This is a genomic window from Candidatus Beckwithbacteria bacterium (assembly GCA_026397255.1).
Classification (GTDB): domain Bacteria; phylum Patescibacteriota; class Microgenomatia; order UBA1400; family CG1-02-47-37; genus JAPLVF01.
In genome coordinates, this window is record JAPLVF010000013.1 from 44,366 (window position 1) to 58,309 (window position 13,944).

General features: G+C 37.9%; 9 protein-coding genes. 1 reads left to right on the forward strand and 8 read right to left on the reverse strand.

Going from position 1 to position 13,944, the window contains the following annotated elements; translation table 11 throughout:
- Position 1: 1 nt before the first annotated feature.
- Positions 2 to 1,324, reverse strand: coding sequence for a hypothetical protein (locus NTZ93_02720; GenBank protein MCX6816751.1), 1,323 nt, complete (start codon positions 1,322 to 1,324; stop codon positions 2 to 4).
- 18 nt (positions 1,325 to 1,342) lie between these two features.
- On the opposite strand from NTZ93_02720, the gene NTZ93_02725 reads away from it, so the two are divergent.
- The gene (locus NTZ93_02725) at positions 1,343 to 2,758 is read left to right on the forward strand and encodes a hypothetical protein (protein MCX6816752.1); all 1,416 of its coding nucleotides are present in this window, start codon (positions 1,343 to 1,345) and stop codon (positions 2,756 to 2,758) included.
- On the opposite strand, the gene NTZ93_02730 is transcribed toward NTZ93_02725, so the two are convergent.
- From NTZ93_02730 to NTZ93_02760, 7 genes are read right to left on the reverse strand one after another with little or no spacing between them, the layout of a single operon-like run.
- Positions 2,759 to 4,159 carry a DUF2079 domain-containing protein gene (locus tag NTZ93_02730; GenBank protein ID MCX6816753.1) on the reverse strand — a complete coding sequence of 467 codons (1,401 nt, stop codon included), beginning with the start codon at positions 4,157 to 4,159 and terminating at the stop codon, positions 2,759 to 2,761.
- The gene (locus tag NTZ93_02735) at positions 4,143 to 6,476 is read right to left on the reverse strand and encodes a hypothetical protein (GenBank protein ID MCX6816754.1); all 2,334 of its coding nucleotides are present in this window, start codon (positions 6,474 to 6,476) and stop codon (positions 4,143 to 4,145) included. The genes NTZ93_02730 and NTZ93_02735 overlap by 17 nt, the downstream gene beginning before the upstream one ends.
- Position 6,477: 1 nt before the next feature.
- Positions 6,478 to 8,124: a glycosyltransferase family 39 protein gene (locus NTZ93_02740; protein MCX6816755.1), complete on the reverse strand. Its 1,647-nt coding sequence runs from the start codon at positions 8,122 to 8,124 to the stop codon at positions 6,478 to 6,480.
- A complete protein-coding gene (locus tag NTZ93_02745; protein ID MCX6816756.1) occupies positions 8,096 to 9,766 on the reverse strand; it encodes a hypothetical protein in 1,671 nt (556 codons plus the stop codon). Before NTZ93_02745 ends, NTZ93_02740 begins: the two co-directional genes overlap by 29 nt.
- Positions 9,756 to 11,288, reverse strand: coding sequence for a glycosyltransferase family 39 protein (locus tag NTZ93_02750; GenBank protein ID MCX6816757.1), 1,533 nt, complete (start codon positions 11,286 to 11,288; stop codon positions 9,756 to 9,758). The genes NTZ93_02745 and NTZ93_02750 overlap by 11 nt, the downstream gene beginning before the upstream one ends.
- Positions 11,258 to 12,412 carry a hypothetical protein gene (locus NTZ93_02755; GenBank protein MCX6816758.1) on the reverse strand — a complete coding sequence of 385 codons (1,155 nt, stop codon included), beginning with the start codon at positions 12,410 to 12,412 and terminating at the stop codon, positions 11,258 to 11,260. The genes NTZ93_02750 and NTZ93_02755 overlap by 31 nt, the downstream gene beginning before the upstream one ends.
- Positions 12,409 to 13,944: a glycosyltransferase family 39 protein gene (locus NTZ93_02760; GenBank protein ID MCX6816759.1), complete on the reverse strand. Its 1,536-nt coding sequence runs from the start codon at positions 13,942 to 13,944 to the stop codon at positions 12,409 to 12,411. Before NTZ93_02760 ends, NTZ93_02755 begins: the two co-directional genes overlap by 4 nt.

The window sequence follows — 13,944 nt, forward strand, 5'->3', positions numbered from 1 at the left end:
ACTAAAAAGAATTTAGACAAATAGCCTCCTGAGGACAGACTGACGGCAGATAATAATAAAATTTTTGATTGGCTGGGAATAAACTTAAATCATTTAAATAGAAAGCAAAATATAATTCCGGCTGGTATAACCGATTGCTAATATAAACCGGCTGAACCGGCAGTCTGTCTTTAAATTGCAGGGCTGCTTGTTTATACGGCAAAATCCAGGCAGCGGCTGACCGACCGGGATAATGAATAAAATAGTCATGTAAATAAAAAGATAAATTTAAAATTAAAGCCAGGCTAAAAATAATGCTAATAATGGTCTTAAACCGGCTCCAGCCTAAGCCAATCAGCCAGGCTAAAGGAATCATCAGATAAATTGCCCGGGAAGCATGCGGAGTTTCGTTTACTAAGGCGGCGATTGTCGGGCTTAATAATAACCAAGCCAATATCAGCCAAACTTCTTTCCGACGGTAATTTAATAAAGCCACGAGGCCGCTGACCAATAAAATTCCCTGTACCAGTAGCAGTTCACCGCCAAAGCCGGAATGATGGCGAAGATTGGGGTCGCCGCTGACTAATAAGAACTGCGGATCAAAATAAGATGAGTAATTAAGCAGAAATTTTTTAATTCTTTCCGGCTTTCTTTCAGTTGAAGTAATTAAATTATCATTGGAAAGACGGTACTGCTGACTGGCCGCATAATAAGGCGATTTAATTAAAATAATCAGGCTGACAATAATTAAGAGCAAGCCTAAAAAAAACTGTGTTAATTTAGTCCGGCTGTAAAGCAAAAAAGCCAAGACAAACAAAACCGGGGCTAAAATTCTCAAACTAAAATAGGTGTAAATGCCTAAAATAACGGCAAGGCTGGATAAAAATACCCTTTTTTTGATAATTAAATAAACGGCTAAGACTAACCAAAATAAAGACAGGTGCGATTCCATGCCGATGCGGCTGAAATGAATGCTCCAGGGCATAATTAAAAAGCTCACCGCTACATATGGACCAAGCCATTTAAATAACAGCCAGGCGATTCCCAATGAGGCTAATAGCGACGGCAGTCGGATGGTTAACTCGGAAATATTAATGACTTTACCCAAAATCGTTACCAGCCAAATATAAACCGGGGCCTTGTAGTCGCCGTAAGAAATAAAAATCGGCTGAAGCCAGGAATGACCGTTAAGGTCTTTACCTGTTTGCAACAACGAACGGGCATCTAAGCCAATGGCAACTTCATCCCAATAAAGGCTGACAGGAATTTTCCCAAACTGATAAAAACGGGCAAACAATCCCAGAAGCCCTAATCCAAATAAAAGAACTAACAGACCTTTTTTCATTTATACTATTATTATAGTATGTTAATATTTTTATTGCTTTTTGCTTTGGCGACCCGCCTGCCTCACATTTGGGGCTATAACATCCCTTTTAGTTATGACCACGGCCGGGATGCCTTGGCGGTTTTAGATTTGATAAAAAACTTTTCTTTAAAATTCATCGGGCCGTGGACCAGCATTCAGGGGGTCTTTTTCGGACCGGGCTGGTATTATTTGCTGGCTCCGCTGTATTGGCTGCTAAACGGGAATCCTTTAGCCGGACCGCTGACCATGCAGATAATCGGCCTAGTAATTATTTGGCTGGCTTATAAACAATTCGGCATTTATGAAGCGGTTATTTTCGCCTCGGCGCCGATTTTTACCATGATCAGCGTCAGCGCTGCCAATCCTTTTCCAATGGCTTTAATCGGACTACTGATACTTATTTGCTTAAAAACCCCCAGCCGGCACCCAATAAGTTTAGGCTTATTAGTCGGTTTAGGCTTTCATTTTTCTTCAGCCTTGGCAATTTTTTATTTACTGATAATTCCGTTAATTTTATTATTCAGAAAAATTAAGTTAAATCTAATAAAATTAATGATCGGGTTGATTATTCCTTTTATCCCGCAAATACTGTTTGAAATTAAATATAATTTTTTAGAAGTTAGGTCACTAATCAGTTATTTTGCCGCCGGGGAAAGCCAGCATATTAATCCGGGGAAAATAGAAATTGTGACTAAGTCTGTTTTCCATGAATTAAGTCTGGCAGTGTTACCGGATGGCAGTTGGTTAAAATATTTAGCTTTGGGATTACTGATAACCGGAATAGTTTATTTAATTGCCAAAAGAAAAATTAATACTTTCTGGCCGGATATTGTTTTATTTATTTTAATTCCCACCATTGGTTTTTGGTGGCTTCATTACAATGTCTGGTATGTCTACGGTTTGTTACCGGTGGCGGTCGTGGCTATCGGCCGGATTTTACACTCAGTACCAAAAATTATTACTTATAGTTATTTAGGGTTGTTAATTATCGGCGGTGTTAAAATTCCTGTGCGTCAAATCGGGAATGGCTTTTTACCGATTAAGCTTCAGGTTTTAAATTACATCTATGATCAGGCTCAAGGTAAATTGTTCAGTTCCTACCAGTACTTACCCAATATTTACGACTATCCTTACCAGTATTTGTATTTCTGGCAGGCATTTAAGGGCAAACCCTTACCGGTGGAATTTGCTTATAAGCCGGGAGAGATAAGTTATGTGAGCGAAAAGCCAAAATTACTAAAATTATTTCCTAAAAATAATCAACCACCTGATATTATTTTTTTGATAATCGAAAGGCCGGAAAATATCTGGCACTACCCATTCCAATCATGGCTTAATAACATTAAATATTCAGAAATTATCAGTAAAAAAGAGTTCGGCCCGGAACTGGAAGTTTGGCAGGTAAAGCCCTGACTATTTTATCCTTTTCAAAAGCACCCCGGCGTAACTTAAATATAGTTTTTTATAATTATTGTCGTTTAATAAACTGTTTTTTAAACTCTCCATGTCTTCATAGGTCATTGGATAGAAACTTTCAGTAAAGGTTAAAACTATATAATCAGCTTCTTGATAGTTATTCGGAAATTTATAAATTTGATTCCGATTAATTAAGTGGGCCAGCAGGGGAACTTGGGCAGAGACTGAAGCATTTTCCGGAATTAATTGCATCATTTTATAGTAATCATCATTTCGCGGCGGTAAAACATAAAAAGATCTTTTAAAAATTAAAGCAAGCGGAGGAGCGGGATAATAAGGATCAAGACCGGGCCGGTTAGTATAAAACGTTCCCACGATGGCCATCAATATTGACAGATAAATTAAAGGCTTGAATTTGATTTTTTGTAAAACCTGAACTGCGCTAAAGGCCAATATCGGCGTCAAGGTGGCAGCATAATGTCTTTGGAGGCTATATCTGACCGCATCATTGGCAAAATGCCTTAAAAAGGTAAACGGAGCCATCAGCCAATATAAAGGTGAAAAAAAAGGCAAAAATCCAAAAGAGAATGAAGTCAGTAAGATATTTCTCAGCTTAACTAGCGGATAAATAAAATCCTTTAAAAATTCTAGGGGTGAAGTTAAAAAAGTTTTAATAATCATATTAGGAGTGCCTTTTGTTCCGAAAGAGTTGCGGGCAAAGACAGCTTCACCGTTAAATAGGGGAAGAAAAAAATTGTAAATTAAGTAATAGTAGGTAATGGATATAATTGCCGTGATTAAACTAACTTTTCTTTCTTTTTTAATAAAAAATCCATAAAGACTTAAGCCAAATAAATAAATTGCCACATCCTCCCGACTAAATAAAGCCAAAATAAAAGTCGGCCAATAATATTTCCATTTTTTGGTTTCGAAAAAGTAAATTGCCAGGCCAAGAAAAGTGGCAGAAATAGTAGCAGAATGATAATCAGAAGAAATCGCTGATTGGATGCCGATAAAATATAAATATAAAAAAGAAATACATAACGGAATGAATTTGCCTTTTATTTTTCTGGTTGAGTATAAATAAACCGGAATTACACCTAAAACAACAATTATCTGTTGAAAGATTATCAAAACTCTCGCGTCAGGCCAGAGTCGATAAAAAGGAGCGAATAATAAAAGAATCGGGTCAAAATGGTCGTTAAAACTAAGGCTTTGGAGTACTGAACTATAGGGTGCTTCCAATCTTGAAAGGTGCCAAACCGGTTGAGCAGAATGCGCCAAATCCTCACCAGTTTCAAAACGGTTATATTTTTGAATGCCAATTGTTAAATAGGCAACTAAAAAAAATCCAACTAAAAACACCCAAAGTTTATTATGTTTATAAACTTTTTTCATATCTGTATTTTATCTTAAAATAGATCGCCAGTAAGATTAAACTTAAACTAATCAGAGAAATCTTAGCTCCAAGATAGAAAGATTGTGGCTGAAAATTAAAAATTACCCGGCTATTATCTTCGTTGATGACTACCGAGCGAAAGATATTTTCATACGGACTAATAGCGGCTGGTTGATTATTAACCGTCGCCGTCCAGCCGGGATAATAAGTATCATAGACGACCAATCTACCCTTATTCTTGACCTGAAGTTCCAGCTTATTGGGATCTTTTTGAATAATCGATGGTGTATCAATAATTTTTTGCTGATTATCTAGTAAAACAGCCCGAGGGAGGGCTTTATCATTTTGGTAAATTGAAACATCCCCATCGCTAAAAACTAACTGATTCTTAGGTAAACCCAAATCCCGATTGGTAACAAAATACTTAACGGCTAATTGTTTAAAAATATCATCATCAAGGCTGATCCTGCCAAAATCGATTTTACTCAAAGCCAAATCGCTCCGTCTTTGAGAAATAAAAGGGTTGAATTGTACCATCTCTTCATAAAGAGGGTTTATTGCGGAATTCTTTTGAAACAAATCATTGTATCTTTTAATCACAAACGAGGTGTAGCCATTAACCGTCGCTAAACCGTAAAAGGCGCTGAAGTTGGGTGGAATCAACCTCAACTCGTCCGAAAGTTTTTTACCAATTGCCGCCGCGGATAATCGCTGATTTTCCTTAGTAAAGGGCGACTGTAAATCTAACATACCGTAGAAATCGTTTAGGCCGCTGTAAGGTACCGCTTCGGAAGAAGAAAGAAAACGGCTATCGCCTAAATTATCAGCCAAATAAGCCGCAACCGGATTAGTTTGGGTAAAATACTTATAATCAATAGTGTAAAGATTGCTGCGAGTAAAAAAGAATAAGTCAATTACTGTCATAATAATAATGATTCTCTTCCGTTTGAACCAAAACGTTAAACTGCCGAATAACCCGATAATAAGAAAGTTTTTTAGGATAAAATCGGCAATTACCCAATCAACCGAAAGATTATGAAAAGTGGAAAGAGATTTATGTATTAGGTCCGCAGTTTTAAGAAGAATAAAATGCGGCAAGGCGTGGTTAATAAAAACTGCCAATAAGGCGACAGCAGAAACAACGGTGACTGAAAAAAAGCCAAAAAACAGCCATCCTTTTTTTGGCTTAAATTTAAAAAAATCAAAGCTGTAGCCTGCCAAAAGCGACATAAAAAAAGTGTACAACGACAGAAAAACCATCGGATTACGGAAAAGCCTGAAAATAGGGATATAAGTGGTAAAAATCTTAAAAAAAGGCAAATACGTTCCAAAAGAAATAATCAAAGCCGTTACCGCGATAATTAAAAAACTTAAAGTAATTTTCCCCCGTAAAATTTTTTTTAGATTTAAAACCACCAACAGTAAAGGCAGAAAACCAATATAACCGATTGTGGTTGTATCCATCGTTCCCCAGCCGCTGCCCTGATTTTTAATACCCCAGAAATGAGCGAAAAAAAACCGGACTAAAGAAATGGGGTTAAGCGAATAGTTTTGGAAAATTGATAAATCTTTATAAGCTTCCTGCCTGGTTGTATAAGGAATTAATTCTAGTGCTGGAATAAGGGAAATACTGGAAAAAAGCAGGGCTAAAAGCACAACTGCCATCAAAATTACCAGACGGGTAAAAATTTCTTTTCTGGTCCGGGATAAAAAGATAATCACCGGAGAAACCAATAATTCAATAAAAACATACTGGACGTGACCGGCGAAAATCTGTAAAGATAAAGCCAAGCTGCTCAAAATTATCCCGGAAATTTTTTTAACCTCAAAGGCCCTAAAAAGGCTGTAAAAGAAAAGCGGAAACAAAGCAATAACGAAAAATCTTTGCGGATCAGCCGTATAATTAACCAAAATCCCGGAAAAAGAATAAACAATGCTGATAAAAAACGAGGCTGGCGAAGAAAGTTTCAACAGTCGCCCTAATCGGTACATAAAAAATCCCGCCAGAAAAAAATGACCAACTAACAACCAACTGACACTTCTGATTGATGTCTCTAAAAATAAAATAAAAGCGGGTAGATAATAGTTGCTCAGAGTCATGTCGGCAAAAAAAGGGTAACCGGAATAAACATGAGGATTCCACAAAGGGAAAATTCCCTTTCTGAAGTTATCAAAAAAGAATTTTCTAAACGGCAGAAAAATGGAAACAGTATCACCATAATAAAAAACCTGATTTTGAAAAATTACCGGGAAAAAATATAAAACAATTAACAAGCCTATCAGAAAATATTGAGAAAAAATTATCCGTTTGACCATATTATTGAATGAGATTTTCTTTCTCAAATAAGACAAATGCCGGCTGGCCGTCGTCAAATAAAATCATATCCTTAAACTGAGTAAAGCCAATTTTTGGTCTGTCTTCTTCAATAGCAATATTGCAAACGTATAAGACTTTATCTTCCGCGATTTTAGTGGGACATCTTTCGCCGATAAAATATAAATTGTCAACTTTATTAATTGTGGAGAAGCCGAATTTATCCGGAGCGGTAATTGATTCATTGGCTTGGGCTTGCCATTTAACCGGATCATATTGATTGTAAAACAGAAAATAAATATAAGCCGTGCCGCGCGAATCGGTAATCAGAGCTTTGTCGTAATTGGGCATCATTTCATTGACTCTTTTCACTAATTCTTTATAGCCACCCTGCCACTCATAAGGCTGGTGGATCGGGGCATGAACAAAATAAGCATCAAGATAAGAGAAAAAATTAAAGCCAAAAATTAACAATAAAAGAAAACGCAAGTAAGGAAATCGTTTAATCGTTTCACTGGCTCCTAAAGCAATTGCTAAAGATAAAGGAATGATCATCAGAATCGCCCTGATGGCGCTGGGAGTTTCAAAAGTAATTGCCGCCGGTAAGGGTGCCAATAATAACCAAACTAAAATCGGCCAATGTTTGTTTTTGACTAAAAAATATAAACCGAGAAAAAAGAAAGGTAAAGTAAACCAGAGGGCTTGACCGGTATCCGGTACCCGGTAACGCGGCCGAATCGGGTCGCCATTAAAAAATAAAAAATTTGAATCAAAATGAGAAGCGTACCGCCGAATAAAATCAACCGTGAACTCAACCGGTTTATTATGAAAGGCCCGGGTCAACCACAATGGCTGATTTCTGGTTTCTATAAATTTTTGCTGCAAACGCTGGCTAACCCCGGATTGAGCGTTAAAAATACTAATGCCGGCACTTCTGGTTAAACTGGCTTTTGAAAAATTTAGAATGAGCCAAGGAATAAAAACAATTATTAATGTGTGAATAATTGTTTTCTTTATCGGCAGTTGGCGACGATATTGCCAAATCAAATAAATCAACCAAACCGGAATAAAAAGTCTGGGGGCGTGGTAGGAAAAAACGGACAAAGTCAGGGCAGTCAGACTGACAATGAGTTGTCCGGCTTTAGATGATTTAACAAAACGAAAGAAAAATATACTGCCTAAAACAAGCCAAAATAGACCGACATTAGCTTCAAAAGCTGCCCGGGAAAAATGAATATGCCAAGGCATGGTGGCCAGCACTAAACTGGCAATTAGGGCGAAGGGCGAGGGGTGCCGGGCGAAATTTTTAGCCAAGAAATAAACTAATAAAACCGTCAAGCTGCCAAATAAAGCCGAAGGAAAACGAACGGCAAACTCAGTTAAACCAAAAATTAAGACTGAAGGAATAGTCAGGTAAAAGTAAACCGGCATTTTACCGTCGCCAAAGGATTGAAAAATCAAAGGCCAACTTTTACCAAATTCGTCTTTGCCGGTTTTGATTAATGAATAAGCATTATAGCCAAAATCAGCCTCGTCGTTAACAAAGCCTGAAGGAACTTTACCTAGTTTATAAAAACGTAAGGCTATCCCTAAGATAAAGATTAACCACAGCCAAAATTTTTCAGATTTGATAAACTGAAGTTGTTTCATCGCCATAAACTTTAATAAACTGCTGACTATTCCTTATTGTTTCAAGAGTCGCCTTTAAAGGCAAGGCTTCTTTGTCTTTTTGATAAAGCGTTAACATTTCTTGTTCGTGAATAATAATCAGTTTTACCTGTAAAACTTTAAGTTGACTAATTGCTTCTTCAATGGGTAACGTTCGCAGAATCGAAATCGTCTTAGTCCATTCCGGTGGTTCAAAACCAGAATAACCGTTAATGAAAACGTGACGGGCGGGGAGCAAAAATGAATGATAATAGAGCCGTTCGATTTCTAAATCGTGTAAAGGCATCACCCAAGTCTGAATCGGCAGTTCTAAAACAATGCTGGGCTGCTGAGAAAGCAGCCAGGGATAAACCGGAGGAATCTGGGTAAGAGTCGGGACTGATTTGACGAACAGCGGCAAACGAATTTCCGTTACTATTAAGATGATAATTAACAAAGAGAATAATTTTACCCACATTGGTTTTATTTTTTTAAAAACGCCTGCCAGCCAAAGTCCGATTAAAAGCGATAAGCCTAATAAAGCTAAATGGGACCAACGTTGGGGCACACGCATGCTTTTAAAACCCGGAATCAAGTAGTAACTCAGCCAGTAAGGCAAAGGTAAAGGCAGACTTAATTTTTGTTTAATGATTTGGAAATACGGACCAAAACTCATAACTAACCCGGTTAAAAAAACCAAAAAAGTGGTTTTAGTTTTAGTTGAGCGGAAAGCAGTCATTAAACTTAAGGCACCTAAAATTGAAACCACTGCCCCAAGATAAGCAGGCCAAGGGTGTTTGACAATAATTGCTTGCGCCAAAGTTTCCAGGCGTGAAGAATGTGTCGGATAGAAATATTCCAAAAAATAAGCCGAGCCGGCGAAGACATCTTTTAAAGATCGGCCAGCTTGCCAAGTCCGGGCGACCCGCAAATAGGGCTGAAAAACCAAAAATAAGACAACAAATGCCAGCAGAAAGTATTGCCCCAAGAGTAAAAAATGGGCCCGCTTAATCTGCCGTTTAATAAAAGCGATAAGGGTAAAAATACTCAAGGTAAAAATAAAAACATAACCAAGAAAAATCGTATTTAAAATTTGGCACAAGAAACAGCTTGTCACTAAAAGAGCGTATCGATGAGAAGGCTGACGGAAAAATTTTATTAAAAAATAAATTCCCAGAGGAATCCAGTACATGGTTAAAACCTGAAGATGTTCAATGGTGTCAATCTGACCAATCGAAAAAGCAAATAACGCTCCACTTATTAAACTTGCCCACCAATGTTTAGTTAACAAATAAACAACTAAGTAAACGCTAAAACCATTAAGAACAAAACTTAAAAACAGATTAAAACTGTAGGCTAAAAACGGTTGATGAAATATTTTAACGAAAGGCAGGGCTAAAATGGCGCTGGTCAGCAATGGGTCAGAAAATGCCAAAGTGTCTTTCAGCGGATAAAAAAAAGGAACTTGGAAAATTGTTCCGGGTTTAGTAGTTAAGGCTTGAATATCCCAGTTCATTAAATAACTTAAAAGGAATTCTTCTCTACCGGCAGCCGTTAAAGCGGCGGGATGTAAAACCAAGGGCCAAGTTATTAAAACCGTTAAGACAATAAAAATTAACAAACTCCAACCATGCTTAAATTTCATAAAATTTAAAAATAACCTGACCGTTAAAATCGTCGATTTCCTTTACCAGTCTGGCTTTTGCGGGAGAGGCCTCTTGCGCAGCGGTCACCACCAGACTCTTCGCGGCAGGTTCGCCTTCGGGCAAAGAAAAGTTAATTTTCCCAAATTCCAAATATTCCCCCTGATCTTTTTTTACTTTTGTATTAGCCGCCTGAACTAACTGCGGATCAGTTTTAGTATAAAACCAGTAATAGATTGACGGCCGGCCCAGGCTGCGGGTGATGTAAATATGATCATATTTACCCTCATTATCAGCCACATACCCAACCATTTCCTGATAACCATACTGCCACTCTCCTGCCCATTGCCGCGGATAGATTTGATAATAGGCCTTTAAATAACGACCGGTCTCTAATATTAAAATTAAGATTGCACCGTAAATTAATAGTTTTCTGGAATTAATTAATCCGCGGGCGGTAAAAATCGTTAAAGGCACAAGCAGAGCCAAGCTTCTTAAAGCGTGCGGTGCGGCTAAAGTTAAAGCGGCCGGAACCGGCGCTAAAAACAACCAAGACAGCAGTACTAAATCTTCTGTTGTCCGTTTTTTGAGGCTCAACAATACCCCATAAAGCAAAAACGGGAGCTGGATCAGATACAATCCGCCGACTGTTTGAATCGAATGCCGCGGATTGGCATCACCGGAAATAAATAAATAGTTAAAATTAAAGTGGCTAAAATAATTGGTTAAGAAAATCCGGCCATACTGCCAGTAACGGTGGTGAATAATTCTGGGAAGCAGACCCCCGCCGTCGGCGGCAATTAATTGATTGGACTTAATAATTGGTTCAAGGGTAGAAAAAGCGCTGGTTTCATTAAAACGCTGACGGATTTGGGGAGAATTTAGTTTAACAGCAAGCGGCAGGGCTAATAAAATTACCAAAACTCCGGTGAAGAAAACTTTTTTTTGGCGAAAAATAAAAAATAGAACAATTAATAAGAGCGGCACAAAAATCCGATCGGCATGATAGGAATACAGACAAGCAGCAAAACTAATCGCTCCAGCAAGTATTTTATTTTTCAATAATAACCACACCCCTAAGACAACCAAAAATAAACCTAAATTGGCTTCAAAGCCGGCGCGGGAAAACTGCAAATGCCACGGCGAAACTGCTAAAAGTAAAGCGACCAGTAAACCCACCCGCCGATCTTTAACTAAGAAATAGACTAATAAAACTGTCAGTGTGCCGAATAAGGCCGAGGGAAAACGGACCGCAAAAGTATTTAAACCAAAAACAGCAATCGAGGGAACGGTCGCATAAAAATAAAGACTGGGTTTGTAATCGCCAAAAGATTCAAAAGCCACCAAAGGCCAGGCATTACCATGAAAATCTTTGCCGGTTTTAAGAACTGAATAGGCATCATAGCCGATAGCGGCTTCTTCCCAATAAGGAGAGGGTGGATTAGACCCAAGATGATAAAATCTTAAAATTGCCGCCAGAATTAAAACGGCAACTATTTGTTTGACAGTTTTGTTGACAACCATAATAAACCGGCCATGGGCAGGTAGCGCAAAAATAAGTAACTAAAGAATTTTAACGGCAAAGGAGAAATAATCATTAATCCCTCATTTGGTTTAATCCAAGGGGTCGTATCCACAATCAATAAAATCAAACTAAGCATCATAAAAGCTAACTGTTGTTTGATTGATTTAAACGGAAATAAAACTATTAAAGGAATCAGCCATAAATGGAACGGTTGGGAAAAAATTTTGGCGGTAAAGAAAATCGTCAGGAAAAAAATTAAGCTGATTTTGATGCTGCCGGCATAAGTATTAAGTTTATTTTTTCTGGCATAAAGTAAGACTAATAAGATAGAGAGAGGAAAGATTACCGAGACTGCTTTTTCCGCCGCTTGGGAAACCGGTCCCTGTAACTCAAAATCCGGCGGCTGGTCGCGCCGGACTTCACTATGAGTGAAATAATTAACCGTCTCGACGACAAAACCGGGAAAAGAAGCATACTTAATCCCCCGTTCATTGTTGTAAACAAACATCACCCCCAAAGAAGAACGAAAAATTAAAAGCGGTAAACCCCAAACTAAAATAAACCCCAATATTATCATTTTCCAGTCTTTTTTTAAGAAAATCAGTGCCAGCGGCGCGGTTAGTAATTTAAGTGCGGTTGACAACCAAAATAAAATCCAAAAGAGTAACCGTTTAGTCATAAAAATTATTGCCAAAGCTAAACTAGCCGTAAATACCCAGTCAATCCCTTCGTAAAAAAAGTCTTTGGCAATCATCGGCGCAATCAGATAAAAACCTATACTTAAGTATTTTGACAAAGGTTTTGTTTTAAGTTTCTGAATCGTTTTAAGAATAAAGAAAAATAAAACCGTATCGAAAAGAAAAATCTGCCAACGGTAATTTTGATAATAATGACCGATGTTTAAACGGTTTAAAATCTGAGGCACATAAAGTAAAGGAATTGTCGCCGGCGGATATTCATAAAGATGCTTGAAGTAAGGAATAATGCCGCTTTGCCACATTTCCGCATAGCGGCGGTAGTCATGAAAAACATCGGAGTAAAATGGCGGCGGAAATTTTAAAATATAAAGCCGGCTTAAAAAGAAAAGGATAAATGCCAAGATTAATAAACGATTTTGTTTCATAATGGCGTTTTAACAATCCGGAAGGCCGGTTGACCATCAGGGAAATTAATTACTTTAATTATACCAACGGCATCAGCGGGAATTTCCTCAGGAGAACCGATAATTAAAACGTTGCTTTTCTGGCTATCCTCTGGCCAATTAATGTTGCGAAAAAGATATTTGCTCATCGCTCCCCAGAAAACACTGGCGGCCTTTCTGTCTTGATAGAAATAGGTAAAAATATACGGTTGTCCATAAGTGCTGGTAATAATAATTTTATTAACCTGATTTTCTTGCTGGCGGGCAAAATCTGCTGCTAACTGATAGCCATATTGCCAAACCGGAGCAGAATAAACCGGATAAACGACAAAATAGTGATAAAGAAAATAAGCTAGATTAACGATAAATAAAATAACCACTAAGGTTCTTAATTGGGATTTTAACAAACGTAAAAAATAAACTAAACCAATAGCGGTAATGATAATTAATGCCGGTAAAACATTGTCAGAACGAAGCGGGTGAGGTACATCCCGACCAATCATGGCCGGAATCGGGCCGACAATTAACCACCAAAAAAGTAATTTTGACCAAGTTGCGGATCTTTTTTTCAGCAAATAAATTAATCCCATCAGTAAAAACGGCGCTTCAATTAATAACAGCGGGCCGACTGTTTTAAGTTGTAACTGAGGCATAAGGCTGCTGCCGGAAAAAAGATAGGCGGGAGAGTAATGAATAATATAGTTTTTAAAGGCTTGGTTAATTAAGGAAAATTTCAACGGTAACGGTTGATCTTTTTCGTAAAAAATCGAAGTACTCTCAAACCGATTGGCCCCTTTTTGGAAAACTATTTCCTTAATTAAGGGGATAAGTAACAATAATCCCAGGGTGACTGAACCAATCAGCCAATAACTATTTTTTTTGACAAAAATCTGCCGCCGGAAAATAAAAATTATTCCCAATAAAAATACCGGCACAAAAATTTTGGGACTGTGATAAGTATAGAAAGACAATACAAAACTTAAAACAGAAAACAGGTAATATTTAGGTTTGGTTAAAGACTTTAAAAACAGATAAGTTCCCGATAAAACAAACATTAAGGCTAAATTAGCTTCAAAGGCCGGCCGGGATAAAATTACCTGCCAGGGAGTAATCGCCATCAGTAAAGCTGCTAATGGTGCGGTGTACGGTGTACGGAGTCCGGAGTTTAACAATAATGCATTAGTAATCAAGTAAATCAAATAAACACTGGCAATGCCGGCGAGAACGGAAACCAGGCGGACAGAAATAGGGTTAGCTCCCAATAAACCAACAAAGGGGGCGGTTAAATAAATATAGACCGGCGCTTTATAATCACCGAAAGATTTAAAACTCCAGGGTAAATGAGTACCATATTCGTCCAGCCGCGTCTCCCAAATAGTTTTAGCATTCCAGCCAATCGCCGCTTCATCCCAGTTTAAAGAGGCTGGATCAGAGCCTAAATGATAAAACCGCAGAACCCCGGCTAATAAAATTATCAGCAGCAATAAAAAATTACGCTTGAATAAAAATCTCAT

Coding starts and splice junctions, on each gene's coding strand:
- NTZ93_02725 (MCX6816752.1), top strand. CDS start 1,343: ATGTTAATATTTTTATTGCTTTTTGCTTTGGCGACCCGCCTGCCTCAC.
- NTZ93_02760 (MCX6816759.1), bottom strand. CDS start 13,944: ATGAGATTTTTATTCAAGCGTAATTTTTTATTGCTGCTGATAATTTTA.
- NTZ93_02745 (MCX6816756.1), bottom strand. CDS start 9,766: ATGAAATTTAAGCATGGTTGGAGTTTGTTAATTTTTATTGTCTTAACG.
- NTZ93_02755 (MCX6816758.1), bottom strand. CDS start 12,412: ATGAAACAAAATCGTTTATTAATCTTGGCATTTATCCTTTTCTTTTTA.
- NTZ93_02730 (MCX6816753.1), bottom strand. CDS start 4,159: ATGAAAAAAGTTTATAAACATAATAAACTTTGGGTGTTTTTAGTTGGA.
- NTZ93_02735 (MCX6816754.1), bottom strand. CDS start 6,476: ATGGTCAAACGGATAATTTTTTCTCAATATTTTCTGATAGGCTTGTTA.
- NTZ93_02750 (MCX6816757.1), bottom strand. CDS start 11,288: ATGGTTGTCAACAAAACTGTCAAACAAATAGTTGCCGTTTTAATTCTG.
- NTZ93_02740 (MCX6816755.1), bottom strand. CDS start 8,124: ATGAAACAACTTCAGTTTATCAAATCTGAAAAATTTTGGCTGTGGTTA.
- NTZ93_02720 (MCX6816751.1), bottom strand. CDS start 1,324: ATGAAAAAAGGTCTGTTAGTTCTTTTATTTGGATTAGGGCTTCTGGGA.